We start from the raw sequence: 24,775 nt of genomic DNA on the forward strand, positions 1-24,775 counted from the left end.
CTTTGTACTCACCCGAGAGACTCTCTCAGGCTTTCCTCCGGGCGCTTCCCTTCGGTCTTGCGTTTCCGACTCTATCAGATCCTTTTCCGATCCGATTCCCTGTCGGCGGGATTGCCGTGAGGCTTTGGGCTTTCGCCCGGCGGCCTTTCGACATTCACTACGTTAGCCGATTCCCCGACCGATTCATAATCGGGCTTCCGCGGGTTCGAATTCGGGCATGCGAGCACGCCGAATTCATCCCCGCCGAGGGGAAGTCGTAGGTAGTGGGTGGCCGCTCCGGCTGCAGGCGAATGCCGTACCCGGTTCAGCGGCTCGGGCCACATTACGCGGCGCGCGACGCGGCGTCAACTCCGGCGTCGCCGCGGCACATGGGCGCGGTACGGGCTGACCGTCGGGTCGTCGGCGATCCAGTACCGCCAGGGGTGGACGCCTCCTTCGCCGGCCACGCCGGTGCGGGGACCGTTCCGTACCTGATCACGGGGAACGGGGGTGCCGGTCAGGATGCGCAAGGGGGTGTCGCCGGCGGCGCAGGCGTCGGTGCCGTTGAGGGCCCGGTCCACGCCGAGGGCGGTGGCCAGCCGGGCGGGGCCTTTGGCCAGTTCCTTGTCATTTCGGGCCGAGAGTCGACGGGTGCGGGCCAGTTCGGCGCCCTCGACGATCTCGCCGGCCCGGAGCAGGACGGCGCTCGCCCGGCCCTCGGGGCCGCAGACCAGGTTCATGCAGAACCACATGCCGTAGGTGAAGTAGACGTACACGTGTCCGGGGGGACCGAACATCACGTCGTTGCGGGGCGTGCGCCCGCGGTAGGCGTGGGAGCCGGGGTCGTTCTGGCCGTCGTACGCCTCCACCTCTGTCAGGCGGAGGGCGATCGGACCGTCCGGGGTGCTGCGGACCAGGACGCGGCCGAGGAGGTCGGGCGCCACCTCCAGGATGGGCCGGTCGAAGAAGTTCCTGGGCAGGGGCGTACGGTCGGGGCTCGCGATCATGCCGTCCGAGCGTAACGCAGTGCGGCTCGGGCGGGGGTGGCCAGGGGGTGGGCCCCTTGCCAGGGTGAGGGGCGCGGAACCGGCCGCGGCCGTATCGCGTTTGTAGGGATCAAGGGTCCGGACCCGTCAAGCCTGGGAGAGGGAAGACACATGGCGTTCAAGAAGCTGCTCGCGAGTCTGGGAGCCGGCGGGGCCTCGGTGGAGACGGTGCTGAACGAGGACAACGTCGTGCCGGGCGGTGTCGTCCAGGGCGAGGTGCGGATCCAGGGCGGGTCCGTCAACCAGCAGATCGAGGGACTGTCGGTCGGGCTGCAGGCCAAGGTCGAGGTGGAGAGCGGCGACCAGGAGTACAAGCAGGACATCGAGTTCACGAAGGTGCGTCTGGGGGGTGCCTTCGAGCTGCAGGCGAACGCCGTGCACGCGGTGCCGTTCGGGCTGGAGATCCCCTGGGAGACGCCGATCACGACGATCGACGGGCAGTCGCTGCGCGGGATGCACATCGGGGTGAGCACGGAGCTGGCGATCGCACGGGCCGTGGACTCCGGTGACCTGGACCCGATCAGCGTGCACCCGCTGCCGGCGCAGAAGGCGATCCTGGACGCGTTCATCCAGCTCGGCTTCCGGTTCAAGAGCGCGGACATGGAGCGCGGGGTGATCCGGGGTACCCGGCAGAAGCTGCCGTTCTACCAGGAGATCGAGTTCTTCCCGCCGCAGCAGTACCGGGGGCTGAACCAGGTCGAGCTGAGCTTCGTCGCCGATGAGCAGGCGATGGACGTGGTGCTGGAGATGGACAAGCGGCCCGGTCTGTTCAGCGAGGGCAGCGACACCTTCCGGTCGTTCACGGTCGGGCTGCACGACTACCAGGGGACCGACTGGGCGGCGTACCTCAACCAGTGGCTGTCCGAGGTCGGCAGCAAGCGGAACTGGTTCTAGGCTCGGTTCCGACTGCACGTAACGATCAGGAGGTACCGAGGTGACCGAGCTCAAGCGGCGGCCGCTCCCCCATGACTTCCACCCGCCCGTGCCAGCCTTCACCGTGACGAGCGAGGACGTCCAGGAAGGGGCGACCCTCAAGGACGCCCAGGTCTACGCGGCGGGCAACACCTCGCCGCACCTGCGCTGGGAGGGCTTCCCGCCGGAGACCAAGAGCTTCGCGGTGACCTGCTACGACCCGGACGCGCCGACCGGCAGCGGGTTCTGGCACTGGGTGGTGTTCGACATCCCGGCCTCGGTGACCGAGCTGCCGGCGGGCGCGGGCAGCGGCACCTTCGAGGGGCTGCCGGAGGGCGCCGTGCAGGCGCGCAACGACTACGGCACCCAGGATTTCGGCGGGGCCGCGCCGCCCGCCGGGGACGGGCCGCACCGGTACGTGTTCACGGTGTACGCCGTGGATCAGGAGAAGCTGGGCCCGGACGCGACGGCCACCCCCGCGTTCGTCGGCTTCAACCTGCGGTTCCACACCATCGCCCGGGCGCAGTTGATCGGTGAGTACGAGGTGCCCGCCGAAGACTGACGTTCATGGAACGTTTGCCCGCCCCTGGTCTTGGAAGTGATCAGGGGCGGGCACTTTTTATTTCGTTGTCCATCCCGGCGTGCCCGGCCAGAGTTGATCCAAGCCCGCCAGGGAGTGGGCCGGTGTGCACGGGAGGTGGGCTGGTCATGCGGGACACGCTGGTGCTGAATGCGAGCTTCGAGCCGTTGTCGACGGTGACACTGAACCGAGCCGTCGTTCTGGTGCTCCAGGACAAGGCCGTCGTCGAGCAGGCCCATCCCGAACTGCGCATGCGCGGGGCCGCGGTGGACATACCCGCGCCCCGGGTGATCAGGCTCTGCCAGTACGTACGGGTGCCGTTCCGAAGACGTGCCCCGTGGTCGCGGCGGGGCGTGCTGGTGCGGGACCGGCACCGGTGCGCGTACTGCGGGCGGCGGGCGACGACCGTGGACCACGTGGTGCCGCGGTCGCAGGGCGGGCAGGACACGTGGCTGAACACGGTGGCGTCCTGCGCGGAGGACAACCACCGCAAGGCGAACCGGACGCCGGAGCAGGCGGGGATGCCGTTGCTGCGGCAGCCGTTCGAGCCGACGCCGGCCGATGCGATGCTGCTGGCGCTGGGGCGGGAGGACTTCGCGGCGCTGCCCGAGTGGCTGGCTCTGGACGCGGCGTGAGGTCTTCGCCGTAGGGGCTTGGTTCGAGGGCTTGGCTGGTGCCTTCGGGCGCGGGTTCCCGTGGCTCGTCGCGCACGGTTCCCCGCGCCCCTTCGGGCGCCCGCTCAGTCTATGGACGGCTTCTCGCGGCGCTCCTGGGCGGGGACGGTGCCGGGGCCCGGGGTGCCGGGGGTGCCCGGGGTGCCGCCGCCGAAGTTGCCGAAGGCGCCGGAGAGGCCCTTGAGGGCGTCGCCGATCTCGCTGGGGACGATCCAGAGCTTGTTGGCGTCGCCCTCGGCGATCTTCGGCAGCATCTGGAGGTACTGGTAGGAGAGCAGCTTCTGGTCCGGGTCGCCGGCGTGAATGGACTCGAAGACCGTACGGATGGCCTGGGCCTCGCCCTCGGCGCGCAGGGCGGCGGCCTTGGCCTCACCCTCGGCGCGCAGGATCTGGGACTGCTTCTCGCCCTCGGCGCGCAGGATCTCGGACTGCCGTACACCCTCGGCCTGGAGGATCGCGGCGCGCTTGTCGCGGTCGGCGCGCATCTGCTTCTCCATCGAGTCCTGGATGGAGGTGGGCGGCTCGATCGCCTTCAGCTCGACGCGGTTGACGCGGATGCCCCACTTGCCGGTGGCCTCGTCGAGGACGCCGCGCAGCGCCGCGTTGATCTCCTCGCGGGAGGTCAGGGTGCGCTCCAGGTCCATGCCGCCGATGATGTTGCGCAGGGTAGTGACGGTGAGCTGCTCGATGGCCTGGATGTAGCTGGCGACCTCGTAGGTCGCGGCGCGGGCGTCGGTCACCTGGTAGTAGATGACCGTGTCGATGTTGACGACCAGGTTGTCCTGGGTGATCACCGGCTGCGGCGGGAACGGGACGACCTGTTCCCGCAGGTCGATGCGGTTGCGGATGGTGTCGATGAACGGGACGACGATGTTGAGGCCCGCGTTGAGTGTCCGCGTGTAGCGGCCGAAGCGCTCGACGATCGCGGCGCTGGCCTGCGGGATGACCTGGATCGTCTTGATCAGGGCGATGAAGACCAACACCACCAGGATGATCAAGACGATGATGACCGGCTGCATGGTCGTTCCCCGTACCCTTCTCCGCCTCGGCGCTCTCGGCAGATCCTTAATTGGTGCACATTGTACGGCTGTTGAGGATCTTGCTGGTCGAGTCTGACAGACCGTCGCCTGTCCTGGGGAGGTCTTCCCCCCACTCATGTGGTGCGGGGTCAGAGGATGATCGCCGTGGCGCCCTCGATGTCCACGACGTCCACTTCCTGGCCTGGTTCGTAGGAGCGGCCGTTGTCGAGTGCGCGGGCCGACCAGATCTCTCCGGCGAGTTTGATGCGGCCTCCGGAGCCGTCCACGCGTTCCAGGACGACGGCCTGTCTGCCCTTCAACGCCTCGACTCCGGTGACCAGTTCGGGGCGCTGGTCGCGGTGCCGGGCGGCGATCGGGCGGACGACGGCGATGAGGGCGACCGAGACGACGGCGAAGGCGAGGACCTGGACGACGACGCCGGCGCCGAAGCCGGAGGCGATCGCGGCGGCGACGGCCCCCACGGCGAACATGCCGAACTCGGGCATCGCGGTCACGACGAGAGGGATACCGAGTGCTGCCGCGGCGACGAGCCACCACACCCATGCGTCGATGTCGTTCACATGGTCATGGTAGGACCGCGCATCGCCGTGGGGACAGGGCGCGAAAGGGGCGGGTCAGGACAGCGGGAGGCCGTGCGCGGTCCAGCGGTCGCCGATCTGCTCGACGACGAGGGGCAGTCCGAAGCAGAGGGAGAGGTTGCGGGAGGTGAGTTCCAGCTCCAGCGGGCCGGCGGCGAGCACCTTGCCCTGACGGATCATCAGGACGTGGGTGAAGCCGGGGGCGATCTCCTCGACATGGTGGGTCACCATGATCATGGAGGGGGCGATCGGGTCGCGGGCGAGGCGGCCGAGGCGGCGTACCAGGTCCTCGCGGCCGCCGAGGTCGAGGCCGGCGGCGGGCTCGTCGAGGAGCAGCAGTTCGGGGTCGCTCATCAGGGCGCGGGCGATGAGGGTGCGCTTGCGCTCGCCCTCGGAGAGGGTGCCGAACCGGCGGTCCAGGTACTCGGACATGCCGAGGCGGTCGAGGAAGGCGCGGGCGCGCTGCTCGTCGATCTCCTCGTAGTCCTCCCGCCAGGTCGCGGTCATGCCGTACGCGGCGGTGAGCACGGTCTGCAGGACGGTCTGGCGCCTGGGGAGCTTGTCGGCCATGGCGAGGCCGGCCATGCCGATGCGGGGGCGCAGGTCGAAGACGTCGGTGCCGGGCCTGCCGAGGGTCTCGCCGAGGATGGTGGCGGTGCCGGTGCTGGGGTAGAGGTAGCTGGAGGCGACGTTGAGGAGGGTGGTCTTGCCGGCGCCGTTGGGGCCGAGGATCACCCAGCGCTCGCCCTCCTTGACCGACCAGGAGACCTGGTCCACCAGAGCCCGGCCCTCGCGGACCACGGATACGTCCTGAAGCTCCAGAACATCGCTCATGAGCGCGTTGTCTCCCCTTGCAGTGTGGCCGGTCTCGGCTGTCGCGTACGCCTGTGGCTCGGTCCGCCGCGCCGGTGGGCGCAGCCCTCTAGGAAATCTACGCCACCGGCCGCCTTCACCATTCCATCGGTCCGGTCCTTAGGGTGGGAGCATGCTCACGGAACCACGTGCAGGGCGCCTGGCCGCCTGGGGAAATGCCCTGCTTGCCGGACTTGTCTCGCCGGACGACGCGGTGCTGGCGATCGTCGGCGAGGACGCGGTGCACCGGGTGGCGGGGCTGCCCGGCGAGTCGGCGCCGGTCGGTCTGACGCTGGCGCTGGGGAGGCTGCGGGGCCTGGGGGCGAGCGGGCTGCGGGTGGCGCTGCCGGCGCCGGGGCATCCGCTGGGGCTGAGCGGGCCGCCGGAGTTCAACGCGCGGGCGCTGGACGCGGAGGAGGCGGTGCTCTGCCACGGTGCGGCGCTGGGGCTGGTGCCGGAGGTGTACGAGGCCGGGCCCGAGGGTGATGTGCACGTGGAGGTGGTCTGGCACTGTCTGCCGGTGCGGGAGGCGCCGCCGGCGGACGTGCCCTCGCTCGGGGAGGCGGAGCGGGAGCTGGCGGAGGCGCTGCGCGAGGCGACGGAGGTGTTGACGCGGCTGGACGTGGCCGGGTCGGGGCCGGTGGCGGAGGCGGCGGTCGCGGCGTACCGGGCGCGGGCGGAGGCGGGGCGGGAGGTGCTGGCGCCGGGGTATCCGCCGCGGGCGGTGCGGGTGCTGGAGCTGGCGCAGCGGGTGGGGATGCTGGTGGCGCTGGCGTACGAGAACGGGCACGGGGGTGCGGTGAGCGCGTCCGAGATGGCGGCGCGGTCGCAGGCGTTGCGGCCGGTGGAGCGGACGGCTCGGCGGGCGCAGGTGGCGGCGTACAACTCTGTGGTGGAGGAGCGGGGGCGGTGACGGTGTAAGGGCGGTGCGGTGTCTGTGCGGGGGGGGTGTGGGGTGCGCGGCCCGGCGTGGCGGGGTGCCTCCCCCAGAGGGGGGACCCCCAGCGCCCACCCTTGCCGCCCTGCGGCACGACTGCCCGCGGGCTGGCGGGGGCCGGCGCGGAGGTGTGGTTCAGGTCGGAGGGGGAGCCTCCGGGGTGGTGTGGCGGACGGCCCAGAGGGCGGCCTGGGTGCGGTCGGACAGGTCCAGTTTCATGAGGATGTTGGAGACGTGGGTCTTCACCGTCTTCTCGGAGAGGACCAGGGCGCGGGCGATCTCCCGGTTGGAGCGGCCGTCCGCTATCAGTGCCAGTACCTCGCGCTCCCGTTCGGTGAGGGTGCCCGCGCGGCCCTGACCGGAGCCGGGCCCTTCCGCGGCGAGCAGCGCGTCGGCGACCTCGGGCTGGAGCAGGACGTGCCCGGCGTGCACGGAGCGGATGGCGCCGGCGAGGGCGTCGGGGTCGATGTCCTTGTAGACGTACCCGGCGGCGCCGGCGCGCAGGGCCGGGACCACCGTGCGCTGCTCGGTGAAGCTGGTGACGACCAGCACGCGCGCGGGGTGGTCGAGTTCGCGGAGCCGGCGCAGGGCCTCGACACCGTCCGTGCCCGGCATCTTGACGTCCATGAGGATCACGTCCGGGGCCAGCTCCCGCGCGCGGGCGACTCCCTCGGCGCCGTCGGCGGCCTCGCCCACGACCTCGATGTCGTCCTGCACCTCCAGGAAGGTGCGCAGGCCGCGGCGGACCACCTGGTGGTCGTCGACGAGCAGCACCCTGATCGCGTCAGCCACCGGGAACCTCCATCTCGATCACGGTGCCCTCGCCGGGCGCCGAACGTACGGTCAGGGCGCCGCCGACGCCGCTCGCCCGGTCCCGCATGGAGACCAGGCCGAGGTGGCGTCCCGCGCGGCGCACCAGGCGGGGGTCGAAGCCGGTGCCGTCGTCGCTGACCCGCAGGACGGCACCGGAGCCGCGCCGCTCCAGGGTGACGCCGACGGCCTTCGCGCCGGAGTGCCGCAGGGCGTTGTGCAGGGCCTCCTGGGCGACCCGCAGCAGGGCCTCCTCCTGGGCGGCGGGCAGTGCCTTGACGCCGTGGGCGGTGAAGGTCACGCGCGCGGAGTGGGCGCGGTCGAGGACCTGCACCTGGGTGCGGAGGGTGGCGACGAGGCCGTCCTCGTCCAGGGCGGCGGGCCGCAGCTCCACGACGGCGGCGCGCAGCTCGTCGGCGGCCTCGGCGGCCAGGGCCGCGACCTGCTGGAGTTCGCCCTTGGCGCGGGCGGGGTCGCGGTCGACCAGGCGCGCGGCGGCCTGGGCGGTGAGGCGGAGCGAGAACAGCTTCTGGCTGACGGCGTCGTGCAGCTCGTGGGCGAGCCGGGAGCGCTCCTCGGCGATGGTCAGTTCGCGGCTGCGCTCGTACAGGCGGGCGTTGGTGAGGGCGATCGCGGCGTGCTGGGCGAGGATGCCGAGGAGTTCCTCGTCGTCGGCGGTGAAGCCGCAGCCGCCGTCGGGCTTGGGGCAGTTCTTGTTGGCGAGGAAGAGGGCGCCGATGACCTCGTCGCCGTCGCGGATGGGCAGGCCGAGGAAGTCGGCCAGCTCCGGGTGGGCCGAGGGCCAGCCCTCGAAGCGGGAGTCCTTGCGGACGTCGGCGAGGCGCTGGGGGCCGGGTTCGTGGAGCATCGCGGCGAGGATGCCGTGCTGGCGGGGCAGCGGGCCGATGGCCCGCCACTGGTCGTCGCTGACGCCGTCGACGACGAACTGGGCGAAGCCGCCGTGGTCGTCGGGGACGCCCAGGGCCGCGTACTGGGCGTCGAGCAGCTCTCTGGCGGAGGCGACGATCGTCTTCAGGACGTCGCGCACCTCCAGGTGCCTGCTCATGGCCAGCAGCGCGGTGCTCACCGCGGCGAGGCCGGACCGGGGGCCGTGACTCATGCCCTCACGGTACCGGCGGGGTACGACAGCGCGGATCGGCCCGGTGACGGGCGGGGCCTGGGCCGGGGGACCTAGGGCGCAGGTCGGGTCCGGGCGGCCTAGGGCGAAGGGACCCGGGGGGTTGCGGCCGGTGGCCGAGGTGGGTGGGGCGGGGCGGTTCCTACGGTGAGGGCCCACCGTTCGGGTGGCGTGGACGACGAGGGGACGTGGGGCACATGCCGGTAGCGATCATCACGGGGGCTTCGAAGGGGCTGGGGCGGGCGCTCGCCGGGGCCCTGGCCGGGCGCAACTGGGATCTGGTGCTGGACGCGCGGACGCCGGAGGTGCTCCGGGCGGCGGCGTCGGCGCTGGAGTCGTACGGCACGCGCGTGACGGCGCTGCCGGGGGATGTCACGGACGCCGGGCACCGGGCGGAGCTGGTGGCGGCGGCGCGGCGACTGGGCGGGGTGGACCTGCTGGTGAGCAACGCCAGCGCACTGGGCGCGGAGCCGCTGGTGCACCTGGCGGAGCTGCCGCTGGAGGGGCTGCGGCGGGCGCTGGAGGTGAACGCGGTGGCGGCGCTGGGGCTGGTGCGGGAGGCGCTGCCGCTGCTGCGGGCGTCCGGCGCGGGGACGGTGGTGGTGGTCAGCTCGGACGCGGCGGCGGAGGCGTACGAGACCTGGGGCGGTTACGGGGCGTCCAAGGCGGCGCTCGACCACCTGGCGGCGGTGCTGGCGGTGGAGGAGCCGGGGCTGCGGGTCTGGGCGGTCGACCCCGGGGACATGGCCACCGACCTGTACGCGGCGGCCGTACCGGACGACCGGGAGCCGCGGCCCGATCCGGCCGGGGTGGTGCCGGCGTTCCTGCGGTTGCTGGACGAGCGGCCGGCCAGCGGTCGCTACACGGCGTCGGCGCTGCTGGAGGCGCGATGAGGCTGCGGACGCGGGTGCCGGAGGAGTTGTCGGCGCGGGTGCCGGTCGAGCAGCGGGGTCCGGGGCTGGACCGGGACGCCGTACGGCTGCTGGTGTCGCGGGGCGAGGAGGTGTCGCACCACGCGTTCCGCGAGCTGCCGCGCCTGTTGCGGGCGGGTGACCTGCTCGTGGTGAACACGTCGCCGACGCTGCCCGCGGCGGTCGACGGACGGACCGGGCACGCGCGCGTGGTGGTGCACTTCTCCACCCGGGGCGACGACGGCCGGTGGGCGGTGGAGCTGCGCGAATCGGACGGGCGCGGCACCACGCGCGCGCGTACGGGCACGCGCGCGGAGACAGGGGTGCGGCTGCCCGGGGGGCTGCGGCTGCGGCTGGAGGAGCCGCTGAGCCCGCGGGGCGAGCGCCTGTGGTGGGCCAGGGTGTCGGCGACCCCGGAGGCGGAGCACGGCGAGGCGGACGTGGTGGGGACGCTGCGCCGGTACGGGCGGCCGATCCGGTACGCGTACACCGAGCGGGACCAGCCGCTGGAGGTGTACCAGACCGTGTTCGCGCTGCCGTCCGCCGACGGGTCGGGCAGTGCGGAGATGCCGAGCGCGGCGCGGCCGTTCACCGCGCGTCTGGTGGCGGAGCTGGTGAGCCGGGGGGTGCAGTTCGCGCCGGTGCGGCTGCATACCGGGGTGGCGTCGGCGGAGGTGCACGAGCCGCCGTATCCGGAGCGGTTCGCGGTGCCGGAGGCGTCGGCGCGGCTGATCAACGCGGTGCGGGCCGGGGACGGCCGGGTGGTGGCGGTGGGGACGACGGCCGTGCGGGCGGTGGAGTCGGCGGCGGACCGGGACGGGGTGGTGCGGGCCCGGCGGGGGTGGACGGACCTGGTGGTGACGCCGGAGCGCGGGGTGCGGGTGGTGGACGGGCTGCTGACCGGGCTGCACGAGCCGGAAGCCTCGCATCTGCTGATGCTGGAGGCGGTCGCGGGCCGGGCGGCGGTGGACCGGGGGTACGCGGCGGCGGTGCGGGGCCGCTATCTGTGGCACGAGTTCGGGGACGTGCACCTGCTCCTCCCGCCGGACCCTCACCCAGCGCATTGCGGCAGCAACGGACGGTGAGAACGGCACCCGGCCCGTGTGAGCCCCCGCATAGGGCGCACATCACGTACGAAGGGGAGTAGGAGAGCGACTCGTCCCTTTTGAGCGGGGCAGACAGTCCAGTCTGCCCCGTTTTGCCGTCCCCTGATCCACTACCCGGGATCGTACGTCACACCTTTGCCTGGCGATTTTGCGCCCGCTAACAATGGCTTCGTCGCTCAGCGCCGTGGATATCCCTTCCGCGGCGTTTGTGCCGGAAGCACCAACTGTCCCCACCGGACGAGAGCGACCTCCGCGCTATTCGAAGAGGTCTATCCCGCCATGCCGAAGAACATCCTCACCCGTGGTCATAGTCGTTCCCTGACCCGCACCCACAAGATCGCCATCGCCGGTGTCGGCACCCTGGGCGCCGCCGCCCTCGCGATCTCCGCAGTGCCCGCCAGCGGCCAGACGACCACCACGAGCGAGGCCGCTCCGGCGGCCCAGGTGGCGTACAGCTCGCAGCCGATCAAGGACGTCAAGGCGTCCGTGACCGACCAGCTCGCCGGTGCGAGCGAGAAGGTCGCCTCCATCGAGGCGAAGAAGCAGGCGGCCGCCGAGGCCGCGCAGAAGAAGACCGCCGCGGCCAAGCAGCAGGCCGCCGCCAAGGCCGCCAAGGAGCGCGCCGCCGAGCAGGCCGCCAGCCGGTCCGCCGCGCGCACCCAGACCAAGCAGGTCGCCGCCAAGAGCTACCCGGACAACCTGCACGGCTGGATCACCGAGGCCCTGGACATCATGAAGGCCAAGGGCATCCCGGGCTCCTACCACGGCCTGCACAAGAACATCATGCGCGAGTCCTCGGGCAACCCGAAGGCCATCAACGACTGGGACATCAACGCCATCAACGGCATCCCGTCCAAGGGCCTGCTCCAGGTGATCCCGCCGACCTTCAAGGCGTACCACGTGGCCGGCACGTCCTGGAACATCTACGACCCGGTCGCCAACATCACCGCCGCCGCCAACTACGCGGCCGACAAGTACGGCACCATCGACAACGTCAACAGCGCGTACTGAGGTCGGCGCGGACCTCTTCCCGTACGCACGCACGCCGAAGGGCGGCACCCTCTCGCGGGGTGCCGCCCTTCGGGGCCGTACGGGCGGCCGTCACTTGCGCATGACCTCGGGTTCGTGGCGGCGCAGGAAGCGGGCCACGAAGAAGCCGCAGACCACGCCCAGGGCGATCAGGGCGGCCATGTCCATGCTCCAGGCGCCGGCGGTGTGCTCCCACAGCGGGTCGGTGCCCGCGCCGTCCTCCGGCGGGCTGACCTTGTTGAAGTCGAGCGTGGTGCCCGCGGCGCCGACCGCCCAGCGCGACGGCATCAGGTACGAGAACTGGTTGACGCCGGCCGTGCCGCTCAGCGCGAAGAGGCAGCCGGTGAAGACCACCTGGATGATCGCGAACATCACCAGCAGCGGCATGGTCTTCTCCGCGGTCTTCACCAGCGACGAGATGATCAGGCCGAACATCATCGAGGTGAAGCCCAGCGCCATGATCGGCAGTGACAGCTCCAGCAGGGTGAGCTTGCCCAGGATCAGGCCCTCCGCCGGGATCTCCCGGCTGGAGAAGCCGATCACGCCGACCAGCAGGCCCTGGAACACGGTGATCATGCCGAGCACGAACACCTTGGACATCAGGTACGCCGACCGCGACAGGCCGGTCGCGCGCTCCCGCTCGTAGATCACCCGTTCCTTGATCAGCTCGCGGACGGAGTTGGCGGCGCCGGCGAAGCAGGCGCCGACCGCGAGGATCAGCAGGACGGTGGTGGCGGTGCCGTTCGGGACGATCCTGCCCGTCGCCGGGTGGGCCGGGTTGGGCAGCAGGCCCTTGTCCGGGTGGATGAGCAGGCTCACCGCGCCGAGCACGGCCGGCAGGACCACCATCAGGGCGAGGAAGCCCTTGTCGGAGACGATCACCGAGGTGTAGCGGCGCACCAGGGTGGTGAACTGCGACATCCAGCCCTGCGGCTTCGGCGGCCGCATCGCCTGCATCGGCGGCATCTGCACGGACTGCGGGGCGACGGCGTCGATCTCCGCCGCGTACATCTGGTAGTGCTGCGAGCCCTTCCAGCGCCCGGACCAGTCGTAGTCGCGGTAGTTCTCGAAGGCGGAGAAGACATCGGCCCAGGTGTCGTAGCCGAAGAAGTTCAGCGCCTCCTCGGGCGGGCCGAAGTAGGCGACCGAGCCGCCGGGCGCCATCACCAGGAGCTTGTCGCAGATCGCCAGCTCCGCCACGGAGTGGGTGACGACCAGGACCGTGCGGCCGTCGTCGGCGAGACCGCGCAGCAACTGCATGACATCGCGGTCCATGCCCGGGTCCAGACCGCTGGTCGGCTCGTCCAGGAAGATCAGCGACGGCTTGGTCAGCAGCTCCAGGGCGACGGAGACGCGCTTGCGCTGGCCGCCGGAGAGCGAGGTGACCTTCTTCTCCTTGTGGATGTCCAGCTTCAGCTCGCGCAGCACCTCGTCTATCCGCGCCTCGCGCTCGGCGGCGGTGGTGTCGGCCGGGAAGCGCAGCTTGGCCGCGTACTTCAGAGCCTTCTTGACGGTCAGTTCCTTGTGCAGGATGTCGTCCTGCGGGACCAGCCCGATGCGCTGGCGCAGCTCGGCGAACTGCTTGTAGAGGTTCCGGTTGTCGTAGAGCACCTCGCCCTGGTCGGCGGGGCGGTAGCCGGTGAGCGCCTTGAGCAGGGTCGACTTGCCGGAACCGGACGGACCGATGACCGCGATCAGCGACTTCTCGGGTACGCCGAAGGAGACGTCCTTCAGGATCTGCTTGCCGCCGTCGACCGTGACGGTCAGGTGGCGGGCGGAGAAGGAGACCTCGCCGGTGTCGACGAACTCCTCCAGGCGGTCGCCGACGATCCGGAACGTCGAGTGGCCGACGCCCACGATGTCGGCGGGGCCGAGGAGCTGGGAACCGCCCTTGGGTATCGGCTGGCCGTTGACGTACGTGCCGTTGTGCGAGCCGAGGTCGCGGATCTCCATCCGGCCGTCGGGCGTGGCGTGGAACTCCGCGTGGTTGCGGGAGACTTGCAGGTCGGAGACGACCAGGTCGTTCTCCAGGGCGCGGCCGATGCGCATGACGCGGCCGAGCGAGAACTGGTGGAACGTGGTCGGGCTGCGGTCGCCGTACACCGGCGGCGCGGCTGCGGCGGCGGTGGGGCCCTGCTGCTGCGGAATCCGCGGGGCGGCCTGCTGGGGTGCGGCGCCCTGGTGGTGCTGCGGCTGCACGTGTGGCTGCGGTCGCGACTGCTGGTGCGGTTGCGGCTGTTGCCAGTTGGCCTGGTGGTCCAAGGGCTGCTGGGGCTGTGCCTGCTGGTGCGGGGCCTGCTGGTGCGGGGCCTGGGGCGGCTTCTGGGCCCAGGCCGGGCCCGTGGCGTCGGCGGTGTACGGCTGCTGTGCCGGTGCCTGCGGTGTGGTCACGGCGGCGACCGCGCCGGACAGGTTCAGCAGCGGGCCGTCGGTGGCGTTGCCCAGGTGCACGGCCGAACCGGGGCCCAGCTCCACCCGCTGCAGCCGCTGCCCGGCCACGAACGTGCCGTTGGTGCTGCCGTGGTCCTCCAGGGTCCAGCCGCGGCCGTCGAACGCGATCGTGGCGTGCCGCCAGGAGACCCTGGCGTCCTCGAACACGATGTCCCCCTGCGGATCGCGTCCCAGCGCGTAGGACCTGGAAGGGTCCAGTGTCCAGGTACGTCCGTTTGCTTCCAGTACGAGTTCCTGCACTCCATGCCCCACTGAATCGTCCCCCGATATGCCCCCGTCGCGGGGAGTCCAAGGATGTCGAACATCGGGGGGCACTATTTCAGGCTCGGCCGCCTGACCGAAAGTCGGGCCTTGCGCGGACCGGACCGGCGGCCGTCGTGGCCCTCGGGGCGGGTGGTTCGGGCACGTCGGCCGGTGGGGTCGCGGTGTTCGGACCGGCGGCGCGGACGCGGGTACCGCCATCGGGATCGCGCCACTCGGCGCGGGCGAGCACGTGGACGGCGCTCCCGCCGCGGCCGGGCCCGCGGTGTCCGAAGCGCGGGAAGCGACCCCCGGGGGCCCGTGTCCGCCAGGCGGACCTCGGGCGCGCGAGGCACTCGGTGCCGGATACCGTGGGAGCACCATGAGCGCTTCGCAGACCTCTGACGTCCCCACCCTTCTCGTCAAGATCTTCGGCAAGGACCGGCCGGGCATCACGGCGGGTCTCTTCGACACCCTCGCCGCCTACTCCCTCGACGTGGTCGACATCGAGCAGGTCGTCACCCGTGGCCGGATGGTGCTGTGCGCGCTCGTGACCGCGCCGCCCCGGGGCCAGGAGGGCGATCTGCGGGCGACCGTCCACAGTTGGGCGGAGTCGGTGAAGATGCAGGCCGAGATCATCTCCGGGCTCGGCGACAACCGGCCGCGCGGGCTCGGCCGCTCCCTGGTCACCGTGCTCGGCCATCCGCTCACCGCGGAGGCGACGGCGGCGATCACCGCCCGGATCACCAAGGCCGGCGGCAACATCGACCGCATCTTCCGGCTGGCGAAGTACCCGGTGACGGCGGTGGAGTTCGCGGTCTCCGGGGTGGAGACCGAGCCGCTGCGCACCGCGCTGGTGACGGACGCGGCGGCCCTCGGCGTCGATGTCGCGGTGGTCGCCGCCGGGCTGCACCGCAGGGCGCAGCGGCTGGTGGTGATGGACGTGGACTCCACGGTCATCCAGGACGAGGTGATCGAGCTGTTCGCGGCGCACGCCGGCTGCGAGGCCGAGGTCGCCGAGGTGACGGCGGCGGCGATGCGCGGGGAGCTGGACTTCGAGCAGTCGCTGCACGCGCGCGTGGCGCTGCTGGAGGGGCTGGACGCCTCGGTGGTGGACAAGGTGCGCAGCGAGGTGCGGCTGACGCCGGGCGCCCGGACCCTGATCCGTACGCTGAAGCGGCTCGGCTACCAGGTGGGGGTCGTCTCCGGTGGCTTCACCCAGGTCACCGACGATCTGAAGGAGCGGCTGGGCCTGGACTTCGCGCAGGCCAACACGCTGGAGATCGTCGACGGCAAGCTGACCGGCCGGGTCACCGGGGAGATCGTGGACCGGGCGGGCAAGGCGCGGCTGCTGCGGCGGTTCGCGGCGGAGGCGGGCGTACCGCTGTCCCAGACGGTGGCGATCGGGGACGGCGCCAATGACCTGGACATGCTGAATGCCGCCGGTCTGGGCGTCGCCTTCAACGCCAAGCCGGTCGTCCGGCAGGCCGCGCACACCGCGGTGAACGTGCCGTTCCTGGACACCGTCCTGTATCTGCTGGGGATCACCCGCGAGGAGGTCGAGGCGGCCGACACCGTCGACGAGCGGGCCGACGGGGAGCGCTGAGCGTACTGGTACGGCGGGAGGCCGGGGCCCGGGGGCCGGCCCCCGGGCCCTGCCGCGCGGGCGGGGTCGTCAGTCGGCGGGTGCCCAGTAGTCCTGGAGGGTGGCCACGCCGGGCTCCACGGCCTTCCAGTCACCGGTGAAGGACAGGACGGCGAAGGCGGCGGCCGGGAAGCCGCGCCCGGCCATCCGCTCGCGCACCTCTCCGGCGGTGGCGCCGGCCAGGATGTCGGCGAGACCCTGCACGCCCGGGTTGTGGCCGATCAGCAGGACCTCGCGGACCTCGTCCGGGGTTTCGTTGAGCACGGCGATCAGCTCGCCCGGGGACGCCTCGTAGATCCGCTCCTCGTAGACGGTTTTCGGCCGGTGCGGGAACTCCTGGACGGCCAGCTTCCAGGTCTCGCGGGTCCGGACGGCCGTGGAGCACAGGGCCAGGTCGATGGCGAGGCCGCTGTCGGCCAGGCGGCGTCCGGCCTCGGCAGCGTCCATGCGGCCCCGCTCGGCCAGCGGGCGCTCATGGTCGGGCACCTGCGGCCAGTCGGCTTTCGCATGCCGGAAAAGAACAATCCTGCGGGGTTCTGCGACGCTCATAAAACCCAGCTTCGCATGAAACAGGCCAACGGGCGCAGGGAGTTGACACGGGGGCCGGCGCCCGGGAGGGCGGGGCCCGGCCGACCGGCCCGCCGTACCCGCCGCACGGGTGTCCCTAACGCCCGAGGAACTGGCGCACCAGCTCCAGCAGGTGGGTGATCAAGGGCTCGGCGGTGGCCGCGTGGGCGTCCGCCGGGTCGAGTATCAGCAGGAGCAGGGTGACGAAAGCCAGGGTGGGCAGGGCGAGGGCCCACCAGGGCAGCCGCATGTCGACGCCGCCGCGCGAAGCCGGGTGGGGGCTGGTCTGCGTAGGGGCCGGCATGAGTGCCTCCGCGGGTCTTCGGGCGTTCCTGGTCCGTGGTCCGTCGTCCGTGACCGCGGGTCCGCCCGTCGCCGGGGGCCTCGCGGTCACATCTCGAAGGTACGGAATCCGGGGCCCCCGACCCATCCGGTGATCCACCTACTTCACCCTGAGCCTCGCCCCCTAGGGGACGGGGGGTTAACCCCACCCCCGCCCGTGTTCCCGCGCCCGGCCCGGCGTCCGGGGCCGGGTCACGGAGAGGCGATGGTCGCGATGACGGCGATGATCACGAAGATCGCGAGGAACGAGCCGAAGACGAGCAGCATCTTCTTCTGGCCGTTCTGGGGGTTCGGGTCGAGGACTGGCATACGGCAAGTCTCGCACCCCCCGCCGGCGCCCGGGTCAGCGGGCCGCCGCCTCGTCCTCCACCGTACGGTCCCGGCCCGCCAGGACGCCCACCAGCATCTGCGGCACCATCAGGGCGGCCATCAGGGCGATCGGCAGGCCCCAGCCGCCGCTGTGCTGGTAGAGCACGCCCACCAGCAGCGGGCCGGGGATGGAGATCAGGTAGCCGGTGCTCTGCGCGAACGCCGACAACTGGGCGACGCCCGAGCCGGTCCGGGCCCGCATCCCGACCATGGTGAGGGCGAGCGGGAAGGCGCAGTTGGAGACGCCGAGCAGCAGGGCCCAGAGCCAGGCGCCGCCGGCCGGCGCGAAGTACAGGCCGGCGTACCCGGCGAGACCGCAGACGCCGAGGACCAGGACGATGGGGCCCTGGCTGGGCAGGCGGGTCGCCACGCGCGGGATGACGAAGGCCAGGGGGATGCCCATCGCCATGATGACGGCCAGGAGGACGCCGGCGGTCCCGGCGGCCACGCCCGCGTCGCGGAAGATCTGCGCGACCCAGCCCATGGTGATGTAGGCGGCGGTGGCCTGGAGTCCGAAGAAGACGGCGAGCGCCCAGGCGGTACGGCTCCGGGTGATCCGCAGCGCGGGCCGCTCGGCTCCCGCGGTCCCTGCCCCGGCCTCGGCGGACGCGCCCCGCGCGGAGGCGTCCCGGTCGGCGGCCTCCCGCGCGGGCGCGCCCTGCTCAGCGGCCTCCCGCGCGGACGCACCCCGTCCGGCGGCCTCCCGCCCAGCGGCCCCCCGCGCGGACGCGCCCCGCGCCGCCCCGGTGCGCTCGCCGTTCCGGACGAACGGGAGCCACGGCAGGACGGCCGCCGCCGCCAGCGCCGCCCACACCGTGAGGCCGGGCTGCCAGTCGCCGCCCAGCGCGTCGGTCAGCGGCACGGTCGCCGCCGCGGCGACCGCCGTACCGCAGGCCAGGGCCATGGAGTACAGGCCGGTCATGGACCCCACCCGGTCGGGGAACCAGCGCTTGACGATGACCGGCATAAGGACGTTGCTGACCGCGATGCCCATCAGCGCGAGGGCGCTGGCGGCCAGGAAGCCCGGCGTGCCGCCGGCGTACGGGCGGATCAGCAGCCCGGCCGTGATGGCGGCCATCCCGGCGCACACCACCGCCCCGGCGCCGAACCGGCGGGCCAGCCGGGGGGCGGTGACGCCGAAGACGGCGAAGCAGAGCGGCGGCACGGAGGTGAGGAGCCCGGCCACGCTGCCGCTCATGCCGAGCCCGTCGCGGACCTCTTCGAGGAGGGCGCCGAGGCTGGTGATGGCGGGGCGCAGGTTCAGCGCGGCCAGCACGATGGCGACGACGAGCAGACGCCTGCGCCACGCGCGCGTGGGGGACGCGTCCGCTTCCGCGGTGTCCTGTGCCGCCGGATCGGTCACGGTCGTCGACGTCAGCGTCCGGGTTTCCTCGCTTGGCATGAGGCCCATCATAGAATCATGGGATGAATTGCTGTCCACTCCCCGGTGGTCCACCGCCGGGGCGGCCGTGCGAAGGTGAGCCATGCCCCTGAGCCATCCCCGTCGCTCGGCGCTGTCCGAGCAGGTCATCACCGCGCTCCGCCAGCAGATCACCTCGGGCGAGTGGCCGGTCGGCTCCCGCATCCCCACCGAGCCCGAGCTGGTCGAACAGCTCGGGGTGGCCCGGAACACGGTCCGGGAGGCGGTCCGCGCGCTGGCGCACAACGGCCTGCTGGACATCCGCCAGGGCTCCGGCACGTACGTGGTGGCCACCAGTGAGCTGGCCGGCGTGATGCACCGCCGGTTCGCCGACGCCAATCCCCGGCACATCGCCGAGCTGCGCTCCACGCTGGAGTCGGCCGCCGCCCGGCTGGCCGCCGAGCGGCGCACCGAGAAGGACCTCAAGCAGCTCGACGCGCTGCTGGTGCGCCGCGAGGAGGCGTGGGAGTCGGGCGACACGGAGGCGTTCGTGACCGCGGACGCCACCTTCCACCTGGCGGTCGTGGCGGCCTCCCACAACGACGTGATGACGGCGATGTACGCGGATCTCGGCGAGGTGATGCGGGACTGGCTGCGCGAGGACGTGGGCGCGGAGCTGACACCGGAGACGCGCATGGACCACACCCGGCTGGTGGACGCCATCCGCGCGGGCGACGCCGGGACCGCCCAGGCGGAGGCCGCGGGCTACCCCTTCCTGTGCCGTCCGGGCCGGTTCGGCGCGGGTCCGCCCGCGGACGACTGACCCCGCCGCGCCGGCCTCGTGCCGACCAGCAGCGCCCGGTCAGCCGCACGGTCCCCGGCCGACCGGTCTGCCGTCCCGGCGAGCCCGTATGCCGTCCGGGCGAGCCCGTATGCCGTCCCGCCCGCCCCTCGCACCGTCCCAGCCCGTTCAGCGCGCCCCCGCCCGCGCGTGGCTGACCCACACCGCGCCGACCTCGTGCCAGCAGCGGCCGGTCAGCCGTACGGTCGTGGCGGGGCCGGCCGTCACCGGGGCGCTGTCGCCGTCCAGGTCCCACCAGCGCAGGCACTCGATGTGCAGTTGCAGGCGGTCGGGCTCCGGGTAGGGGTTGTGGCAGTACGCGGTCACCCGGGACCCGGCGGTCCGCACCCGGCACGCGGCGCCGAAGGGGTCCGCCCCCGGGTCCTCGCGGGCCGGGGACGACGACAGCGCCTCGTACGGGACGGCGATCACGAAGAGGACGGCGGCGGTCGCAGCGGCCAGGCGGCGGTACAGGCGCACAAGGGGACCTCCTCGGCCGTGCTGGGGAGGGGAAGCGCGAGGTGAACTCGTCTTCCAGAGTGCGGGGCCGCGGGCCGTGCCGCCCGGTCCGTTGGGCCGGACGGGTGAGGGGCGGACGCACGAGGGCCCGCGTCCCCCGGGGACGCGGGCCCGTGCGGCGGCGGGGTCAGGCGCCGATGGCGTGCAGTCCGCCGTCGACGTGGATGATCTCGCCGGTGGTCTTCGGGAACCAGTCGCTCAGCAGCGCCACGACACCGCGGCCGGCCGGCTCGGGGTCCTTCAGGTCCCACTCCAGGGGGGCGCGGGTGTCCCACACCGAGGCCAGGTCGCTGAAGCCTGGGATGGACTTGGCGGCCATCGAGCCGAGCGGGCCGGCCGAGACCAGGTTGAACCGTACGTTCTGCTTGCCCAGGTCACGGGCGAGGTAGCGGTTGGTGGCCTCCAGGGCGGCCTTGGCCGGGCCCATCCAGTCGTACTGCGGCCAGGCGTACTGGGCGTCGAAGGTGAGGCCGACGACCGAGCCGCCGTTCTGCATCAGCGGCAGGCAGGCCATGGTGAGCGACTTCAGGGAGAACGCCGAGACGTGCATGGCCGTGGCGACCGACTCGAACGGCGTGTTCAGGAAGTTGCCGCCGAGCGCGTCCTGCGGCGCGAAGCCGATGGAGTGCACGACGCCGTCGAGGCCGCCCAGCTCCGCGCCGACCACGTCCGCCAGGCGCCCGAGGTGCTCGTCGTCGGTGACGTCCAGCTCGATGACCTTGGTGGGCTTGGGCAGCTTCTTGGCGATGCGCTCGGTCAGCGTGGGCCGGGGGAACGCGGTGAGGATGATCTCGGCGCCCTGCTCCTGGGCCAGTTTCGCGGTGTGGAAGGCGATGGACGCCTCCGTCAGCACACCGGTGATCAGGACGCGCTTGCCCTCGAGGATTCCGCTCATGGTGATCAGTGACCCATTCCCAGTCCGCCGTCAACAGGGATGACGGCTCCAGTGATGTACGAGGCGTCGTCCGAGGCGAGGAACCGCACCGTCGCGGCCACCTCCTCCGGCTGCGCGTACCGGCCGAGCGGCACCTGGCCCACGATGTTGGCGCGCTGCTCGTCGGTGAGCACCTTGGTCATGTCGGTGTCGACGAAGCCGGGCGCGACGACGTTGAAGGTGATGTTGCGCGATCCCAGCTCCCGGGCGAGGGAGCGCGCGAAGCCGACCAGAGCGGCCTTGGACGCGGCGTAGTTCGCCTGGCCCGCCGAGCCGAGCAGTCCGACGACGGACGAGATCAGCACGACGCGGCCCTTCTTGGCCCGCAGCATCCCGCGGTTGGCGCGCTTGACGACGCGGAAGGTGCCCGTGAGGTTGGTGTCCAGGACGGAGGTGAAGTCCTCCTCGGACATGCGCATCAGGAGCTGGTCCTTGGTCACGCCGGCGTTGGCGACGAGGACCTCGACCGGGCCGTGGGTGTCCTCGATCTCCTTGTAGGCCCGCTCCACCTGCTCGGCGTCGGTGATGTCGCACTTGACGGCCAGGAAGCCGGCCGGCGGCTCCCCCGAGCGGTATGTGATCGCGACCTTGTCGCCGGCGTCGGCGAAAGCGCGGGCGATGGCGAGGCCGATGCCCCGGTTTCCTCCGGTGACGAGAACCGAGCGGCTCAACGGATCACCCTTTCCGTAGCGGTCTGGTACCCGCCCGGACCCCCGGACGACGGGCGGTGACAGCAGGCGGCTTCCTCGAAAACCTATCGGTCCCCGCTTCCGCGCGGAGAATCGGGCACCCACAGTGGCTTACGGGCGGCGCTGTCGGGTCCCTACAGAAAGATCCCCGCCGGACCGGGAAACGTGTGGTCCCGGTGGCGGCGGACGCGACATGATGCGCCGCAGCCCCCGGTCACGCCGACAGGAAGAGACACAGGTGCCCCATAGCATCGACGACAGCTTCACGGCCCTCCCCCTACGCCCCCTCGCCGACGCCGCCCTGGCACGCGCGCGTGCGCTCGGGGCCGAGCACGCCGACTTCCGGCTGGAGCGGATCCGCAACGCCTCCTGGCAGTTGCGGGACGCCCGGCCCGCCGGGTCCTCGGACACCGTCGACCTCGGGTACGCGGTGCGCGTGGTGCACGGCGGGAGCTGGGGGTTCGCGTCCGGCGTGGACCTGACCCAGGACGCCGCCGCCAAGGTCGCCTCGCAGGCGGTGGCGATGGCGAAGCTGTCCGCGCAGGTGATCAAGGCCGCCGGGTCCGACGCGGGGGCACCTCCCACGCCCTTCGGGCAGTGGGGGAAGGTCGAGCTGGCCGACGAGCCCGTGCACGCCGAGAAGACGTGGGTCTCGTCGTACGAGATCGATCCGTTCGCCGTGCCCGACGCGGAGAAGTCGGGGCTGCTGGCCGAGTGGAGCGCGCGGCTGCTGGCGGCGCGCGGGGTCGACCACGTGGACGCCTCGCTGCTCACCGTGCACGAGAACAAGTTCTACGCGGACACCGCGGGGACGGTCACCACCCAGCAGCGGGTGCGGCTGCACCCGGTGCTGACCGCGGTGTCGGTGGACGACTCCAGCGGCGAGTTCGACTCGATGCGGACGCTGGCGCCGCCCGCCGGGCGCGGCTGGGAGTACCTGACCGGCACCGGCTGGGACTGGGACGCGGAACTGGCCGAGATCCCGGAGCTGCTGGCCGAGAAGATGCGGGCGCCGAGCGTGACGCCGGGCCTGTACGACCTGGTGATCGACCCCTCCAACCTGTGGCTGACCATCCACGAGTCCATCGGGCACGCCACCGAGCTGGACCGCGCGCTGGGCTACGAGGCCGCCTACGCCGGCACCTCCTTCGCCACCTTCGACCGGCTCGGCACGCTCCGCTACGGCTCGGAGCTGATGAACGTCACCGGCGACCGCACCGCCGAGCACGGCCTGGCGACCATCGGGTACGACGACGAGGGCGTCGAGGCGCAGTCCTGGGACCTGGTGAAGGACGGCACCCTGGTCGGCTACCAGCTCGACCGGCGGATCGCCCGGCTCACCGGGTTCGAGCGGTCCAACGGGTGCGCGTACGCCGACTCCCCCAGCCATGTGCCGGTGCAGCGGATGGCCAACGTGTCGCTGCGGCCCGACCCCGCCGGGCTGTCCACGCAGGACCTGATCGGGGGCGTGGAGCGGGGCATCTACGTGGTCGGGGACCGGTCCTGGTCGATCGACATGCAGCGCTACAACTTCCAGTTCACCGGGCAGCGGTTCTTCCGGATCGAGAACGGGAGGCTGGCCGGGCAGGTGCGGGACGTGGCCTACCAGGCGACGACCACCGACTTCTGGGGCTCGATGGCGGCCGTGGGCGGCCCGGGGACGTACGTCCTGGGCGGGGCCTTCAACTGCGGCAAGGCACAGCCCGGGCAGGTCGCCGCGGTGTCGCACGGCTGCCCGTCCGCCCTGTTCCGGGGCGTCAACATCCTCAACACCACCCAGGAGGCCGGTCGATGAGCGCCCGCACGCCCCGTACGAGCAAGCCGCACGAGATCGTCGAGCGGGCGCTGGAGCTGTCCCGGGCGGACGCCTGCGTGGTCATCGCCGACGAGGAGTCCAGCGCCAACCTGCGCTGGGCGGGCAACGCGCTGACCACGAACGGCGTCACGCGCGGGCGGACGCTCACGGTCGTCGCCACGGTCGACGGCAAGGAGGGCACCGCCTCCGGGGTCGTGTCCCGGTCCGCGGTGACGCCGGACGAACTGGAGCCCCTGGTGCGGGCCGCGGAGGCCGCCGCGCGGGGCGCGGGACCGGCCGAGGACGCGCAGTCGCTGGTCACCGGGGTGCCGCGGACGCCCGGCTTCACGGAGGCGCCGGCCGAGACCTCGCCGGCCGTGTTCGCCGACTTCGCGCCGGCGCTCGGGGAGGCGTTCGCCCGCGCGCGTGCCGGTGGCCGGGAGCTGTACGGGTTCGCCAACCACGAGATGACCTCGACCTACCTGGGCACCTCGACGGGGCTCCGGCTCCGCCACGACCAGCCCAACGGGACGCTGGAGCTGAACGCCAAGTCGCCCGACCGCACCCGGTCGGCGTGGGCCGGGCGCGCCACCCGGGACTTCACGGACGTCGACCCGGCGGCGCTCGACGCCGAGCTGGCCGTACGGCTGGGCTGGGCCGAGCGGCGGGTGGAGCTGCCGGCCGGCCGGTACGAGACGCTGCTGCCGCCGACCGCGGTCGCGGATCTGCTGATCTACCAGTACTGGTCGGCGTCGGGCCGGGACGCGGCCGAGGGGCGGACGGTGTTCTCCCGGCCGGGCGGCGGCACGCGCGTGGGCGACCGGCTCAGCGAGCTGCCGCTGACCCTGCGCAGCGATCCGGCCGAGCCGGGCCTGGAGACCGCGCCGTTCGTGATCGCGCACTCCTCCGGCGGCGACCGGTCGGTGTTCGACAACGGGCTGCCGGTCGGGGCGACGGAGTGGGTCCGCGCGGGTGAGCTGAACCGGCTCACGACCACCCGGCACAGCGCCGCCCTGACCGGGCTGCCGGTGGCGCCGCCGGTCGGCAACCTGGTCCTGGAGGGCGGCGGCGACCGCTCGCTGGCGGAGATGGTCGCGGCCACCGAGCGGGGGCTGCTGCTGACCTGCCTGTGGTACATCCGCGAGGTCGACCCGGCGACGCTGCTGCTGACCGGCCTGACCCGGGACGGCGTCTACCTCGTGGAGAACGGCGAGGTGGTGGGCGAGGTGAACAACTTCCGGTTCAACGAGTCGCCGGTCGGCCTGCTGGGCCGGGCCACCGAGGCCGGGCGCACCGAGCGGACGCTGCCCCGGGAGTGGGGGGACTGGTTCACCCGGGCCGCGATGCCCCCGCTGCGGGTGCCGGATTTCCATATGAGCTCTGTCAGCCAGGGCGTATAACCTCGTACGCGAACACGAGAACCATCCGAGG

The 24,775-nt window shown here is 72.3% G+C and carries 25 protein-coding genes; 11 read left to right on the top strand and 14 right to left on the bottom strand.

From position 1 onward, the window contains the following. Positions 1–344 precede the first annotated feature (344 nt). On the bottom strand, positions 345–986 hold the full coding sequence (locus IE316_RS31630; protein ID WP_190207970.1) for a DNA-3-methyladenine glycosylase: 642 nt from the start codon (positions 984–986) through the stop codon (positions 345–347). A gap of 150 nt (positions 987–1,136) precedes the next feature. On the opposite strand from IE316_RS31630, the gene IE316_RS31635 reads away from it, so the two are divergent. From IE316_RS31635 to IE316_RS31645, 3 genes are all read left to right on the top strand, one after another. After that, positions 1,137–1,919: a sporulation protein gene (locus tag IE316_RS31635; RefSeq protein ID WP_190207971.1), complete on the top strand. Its 783-nt coding sequence runs from the start codon at positions 1,137–1,139 to the stop codon at positions 1,917–1,919. Between the two features lie 40 nt (positions 1,920–1,959). Continuing rightward, complete coding sequence (locus IE316_RS31640) at positions 1,960–2,499, top strand: YbhB/YbcL family Raf kinase inhibitor-like protein (protein WP_190207972.1); 540 nt, start codon at positions 1,960–1,962, stop codon at positions 2,497–2,499. Positions 2,500–2,645: 146 nt separating this feature from the next. Next, positions 2,646–3,152, top strand: a complete 507-nt coding sequence (locus tag IE316_RS31645) for an HNH endonuclease (protein ID WP_190207973.1) — start codon at positions 2,646–2,648, stop codon at positions 3,150–3,152. Positions 3,153–3,256: 104 nt separating this feature from the next. On the opposite strand, the gene IE316_RS31650 is transcribed toward IE316_RS31645, so the two are convergent. From IE316_RS31650 to IE316_RS31660, 3 genes are all read right to left on the bottom strand, one after another. Continuing rightward, positions 3,257–4,210, bottom strand: coding sequence for an SPFH domain-containing protein (locus tag IE316_RS31650; protein WP_190207974.1), 954 nt, complete (start codon positions 4,208–4,210; stop codon positions 3,257–3,259). A 149-nt stretch (positions 4,211–4,359) separates the two neighbouring features. Continuing rightward, the gene (locus IE316_RS31655) at positions 4,360–4,791 is read right to left on the bottom strand and encodes an NfeD family protein (protein WP_190207975.1); all 432 of its coding nucleotides are present in this window, start codon (positions 4,789–4,791) and stop codon (positions 4,360–4,362) included. A gap of 54 nt (positions 4,792–4,845) precedes the next feature. Then, the gene (locus IE316_RS31660; protein ID WP_190207976.1) at positions 4,846–5,643 is read right to left on the bottom strand and encodes an ABC transporter ATP-binding protein; all 798 of its coding nucleotides are present in this window, start codon (positions 5,641–5,643) and stop codon (positions 4,846–4,848) included. A 151-nt stretch (positions 5,644–5,794) separates the two neighbouring features. Between IE316_RS31660 and IE316_RS31665 the strand changes: the two genes are divergently transcribed. After that, entirely contained in the window at positions 5,795–6,574 is a 780-nt protein-coding gene (locus IE316_RS31665; RefSeq protein ID WP_190207977.1) for an Rv1486c family protein, read from the top strand. Positions 6,575–6,733: 159 nt separating this feature from the next. Here IE316_RS31665 and IE316_RS31670 read toward each other — a convergent pair whose 3' ends face one another. Together IE316_RS31670 and IE316_RS31675 are read right to left on the bottom strand one after the other, a co-directional pair. Beyond that, a complete protein-coding gene (locus IE316_RS31670; protein ID WP_190207978.1) occupies positions 6,734–7,390 on the bottom strand; it encodes a response regulator in 657 nt (218 codons plus the stop codon). Continuing rightward, on the bottom strand, positions 7,383–8,528 hold the full coding sequence (locus IE316_RS31675; protein WP_190207979.1) for a GAF domain-containing sensor histidine kinase: 1,146 nt from the start codon (positions 8,526–8,528) through the stop codon (positions 7,383–7,385). The genes IE316_RS31670 and IE316_RS31675 overlap by 8 nt, the downstream gene beginning before the upstream one ends. A gap of 215 nt (positions 8,529–8,743) precedes the next feature. Between IE316_RS31675 and IE316_RS31680 the strand changes: the two genes are divergently transcribed. The 3 genes from IE316_RS31680 (at position 8,744) to IE316_RS31690 (ending at position 11,574) form a co-directional block, all read left to right on the top strand. Next, positions 8,744–9,439, top strand: coding sequence for an SDR family NAD(P)-dependent oxidoreductase (locus IE316_RS31680; RefSeq protein ID WP_190207980.1), 696 nt, complete (start codon positions 8,744–8,746; stop codon positions 9,437–9,439). Further along, positions 9,436–10,542, top strand: coding sequence for an S-adenosylmethionine:tRNA ribosyltransferase-isomerase (locus tag IE316_RS31685; RefSeq protein WP_190207981.1), 1,107 nt, complete (start codon positions 9,436–9,438; stop codon positions 10,540–10,542). The genes IE316_RS31680 and IE316_RS31685 overlap by 4 nt, the downstream gene beginning before the upstream one ends. 300 nt (positions 10,543–10,842) lie before the next feature. After that, the gene (locus tag IE316_RS31690; RefSeq protein WP_190207982.1) at positions 10,843–11,574 is read left to right on the top strand and encodes a transglycosylase SLT domain-containing protein; all 732 of its coding nucleotides are present in this window, start codon (positions 10,843–10,845) and stop codon (positions 11,572–11,574) included. 90 nt (positions 11,575–11,664) lie between these two features. Here the strand turns inward: IE316_RS31690 and IE316_RS31695 are convergent, their stop codons facing one another. Further along, positions 11,665–14,283, bottom strand: coding sequence for an FHA domain-containing protein (locus tag IE316_RS31695; RefSeq protein ID WP_190207983.1), 2,619 nt, complete (start codon positions 14,281–14,283; stop codon positions 11,665–11,667). Between the two features lie 382 nt (positions 14,284–14,665). Between IE316_RS31695 and serB the strand changes: the two genes are divergently transcribed. After that, entirely contained in the window at positions 14,666–15,889 is a 1,224-nt protein-coding gene (gene serB / locus IE316_RS31700; RefSeq protein ID WP_190207984.1) for a phosphoserine phosphatase SerB, read from the top strand. A gap of 69 nt (positions 15,890–15,958) precedes the next feature. Here the strand turns inward: serB and IE316_RS31705 are convergent, their stop codons facing one another. The 4 genes from IE316_RS31705 to IE316_RS31715 all read right to left on the bottom strand — a co-directional run bounded on the left by IE316_RS31705 (position 15,959) and on the right by IE316_RS31715 (position 18,620). Beyond that, entirely contained in the window at positions 15,959–16,477 is a 519-nt protein-coding gene (locus IE316_RS31705; RefSeq protein ID WP_190207985.1) for a SixA phosphatase family protein, read from the bottom strand. A gap of 115 nt (positions 16,478–16,592) precedes the next feature. Then, positions 16,593–16,799, bottom strand: a complete 207-nt coding sequence (locus IE316_RS31710; RefSeq protein ID WP_190207986.1) for a hypothetical protein — start codon at positions 16,797–16,799, stop codon at positions 16,593–16,595. 230 nt (positions 16,800–17,029) lie between these two features. Beyond that, a complete protein-coding gene (locus tag IE316_RS36055) occupies positions 17,030–17,146 on the bottom strand; it encodes an SGM_5486 family transporter-associated protein (RefSeq protein WP_097262240.1) in 117 nt (38 codons plus the stop codon). 34 nt (positions 17,147–17,180) lie between these two features. Next, complete coding sequence (locus IE316_RS31715) at positions 17,181–18,620, bottom strand: CynX/NimT family MFS transporter (RefSeq protein WP_190207987.1); 1,440 nt, start codon at positions 18,618–18,620, stop codon at positions 17,181–17,183. 70 nt (positions 18,621–18,690) lie between these two features. On the opposite strand from IE316_RS31715, the gene IE316_RS31720 reads away from it, so the two are divergent. Beyond that, entirely contained in the window at positions 18,691–19,389 is a 699-nt protein-coding gene (locus IE316_RS31720) for a FadR/GntR family transcriptional regulator (RefSeq protein WP_190207988.1), read from the top strand. A 147-nt stretch (positions 19,390–19,536) separates the two neighbouring features. Here the strand turns inward: IE316_RS31720 and IE316_RS31725 are convergent, their stop codons facing one another. From IE316_RS31725 to fabG, 3 genes are all read right to left on the bottom strand, one after another. Further along, a complete protein-coding gene (locus tag IE316_RS31725) occupies positions 19,537–19,887 on the bottom strand; it encodes a hypothetical protein (RefSeq protein WP_190207989.1) in 351 nt (116 codons plus the stop codon). A 166-nt stretch (positions 19,888–20,053) separates the two neighbouring features. Next, a complete protein-coding gene (gene fabI / locus IE316_RS31730) occupies positions 20,054–20,821 on the bottom strand; it encodes an enoyl-ACP reductase FabI (protein ID WP_190207990.1) in 768 nt (255 codons plus the stop codon). 5 nt (positions 20,822–20,826) lie between these two features. Further along, entirely contained in the window at positions 20,827–21,531 is a 705-nt protein-coding gene (fabG, locus tag IE316_RS31735; RefSeq protein WP_190207991.1) for a 3-oxoacyl-[acyl-carrier-protein] reductase, read from the bottom strand. Positions 21,532–21,787: 256 nt separating this feature from the next. On the opposite strand from fabG, the gene IE316_RS31740 reads away from it, so the two are divergent. Next, the gene (locus tag IE316_RS31740; RefSeq protein WP_190207992.1) at positions 21,788–23,344 is read left to right on the top strand and encodes a TldD/PmbA family protein; all 1,557 of its coding nucleotides are present in this window, start codon (positions 21,788–21,790) and stop codon (positions 23,342–23,344) included. Further along, the gene (locus IE316_RS31745; RefSeq protein WP_190207993.1) at positions 23,341–24,744 is read left to right on the top strand and encodes a metallopeptidase TldD-related protein; all 1,404 of its coding nucleotides are present in this window, start codon (positions 23,341–23,343) and stop codon (positions 24,742–24,744) included. The genes IE316_RS31740 and IE316_RS31745 overlap by 4 nt, the downstream gene beginning before the upstream one ends. Positions 24,745–24,775: the final 31 nt, after the last annotated feature.

Origin of the sequence: Streptomyces fumanus (assembly GCF_014655295.1) — a bacterium.
In the GTDB taxonomy this organism is placed as follows: Bacteria; Actinomycetota; Actinomycetes; order Streptomycetales; family Streptomycetaceae; genus Streptomyces; species Streptomyces fumanus.

Coding starts and splice junctions, on each gene's coding strand:
- IE316_RS31705 (WP_190207985.1), bottom strand. CDS start 16,477: ATGAGCGTCGCAGAACCCCGCAGGATTGTTCTTTTCCGGCATGCGAAA.
- IE316_RS31715 (WP_190207987.1), bottom strand. CDS start 18,620: ATGATGGGCCTCATGCCAAGCGAGGAAACCCGGACGCTGACGTCGACG.
- IE316_RS31675 (WP_190207979.1), bottom strand. CDS start 8,528: ATGAGTCACGGCCCCCGGTCCGGCCTCGCCGCGGTGAGCACCGCGCTG.
- IE316_RS31690 (WP_190207982.1), top strand. CDS start 10,843: ATGCCGAAGAACATCCTCACCCGTGGTCATAGTCGTTCCCTGACCCGC.
- IE316_RS31645 (WP_190207973.1), top strand. CDS start 2,646: ATGCGGGACACGCTGGTGCTGAATGCGAGCTTCGAGCCGTTGTCGACG.
- fabI (WP_190207990.1), bottom strand. CDS start 20,821: ATGAGCGGAATCCTCGAGGGCAAGCGCGTCCTGATCACCGGTGTGCTG.
- IE316_RS31665 (WP_190207977.1), top strand. CDS start 5,795: ATGCTCACGGAACCACGTGCAGGGCGCCTGGCCGCCTGGGGAAATGCC.
- IE316_RS31685 (WP_190207981.1), top strand. CDS start 9,436: ATGAGGCTGCGGACGCGGGTGCCGGAGGAGTTGTCGGCGCGGGTGCCG.
- serB (WP_190207984.1), top strand. CDS start 14,666: ATGAGCGCTTCGCAGACCTCTGACGTCCCCACCCTTCTCGTCAAGATC.
- IE316_RS36055 (WP_097262240.1), bottom strand. CDS start 17,146: ATGCCAGTCCTCGACCCGAACCCCCAGAACGGCCAGAAGAAGATGCTG.
- IE316_RS31635 (WP_190207971.1), top strand. CDS start 1,137: ATGGCGTTCAAGAAGCTGCTCGCGAGTCTGGGAGCCGGCGGGGCCTCG.
- IE316_RS31745 (WP_190207993.1), top strand. CDS start 23,341: ATGAGCGCCCGCACGCCCCGTACGAGCAAGCCGCACGAGATCGTCGAG.
- IE316_RS31660 (WP_190207976.1), bottom strand. CDS start 5,643: ATGAGCGATGTTCTGGAGCTTCAGGACGTATCCGTGGTCCGCGAGGGC.
- IE316_RS31630 (WP_190207970.1), bottom strand. CDS start 986: ATGATCGCGAGCCCCGACCGTACGCCCCTGCCCAGGAACTTCTTCGAC.
- IE316_RS31720 (WP_190207988.1), top strand. CDS start 18,691: ATGCCCCTGAGCCATCCCCGTCGCTCGGCGCTGTCCGAGCAGGTCATC.
- IE316_RS31710 (WP_190207986.1), bottom strand. CDS start 16,799: ATGCCGGCCCCTACGCAGACCAGCCCCCACCCGGCTTCGCGCGGCGGC.
- IE316_RS31650 (WP_190207974.1), bottom strand. CDS start 4,210: ATGCAGCCGGTCATCATCGTCTTGATCATCCTGGTGGTGTTGGTCTTC.
- IE316_RS31680 (WP_190207980.1), top strand. CDS start 8,744: ATGCCGGTAGCGATCATCACGGGGGCTTCGAAGGGGCTGGGGCGGGCG.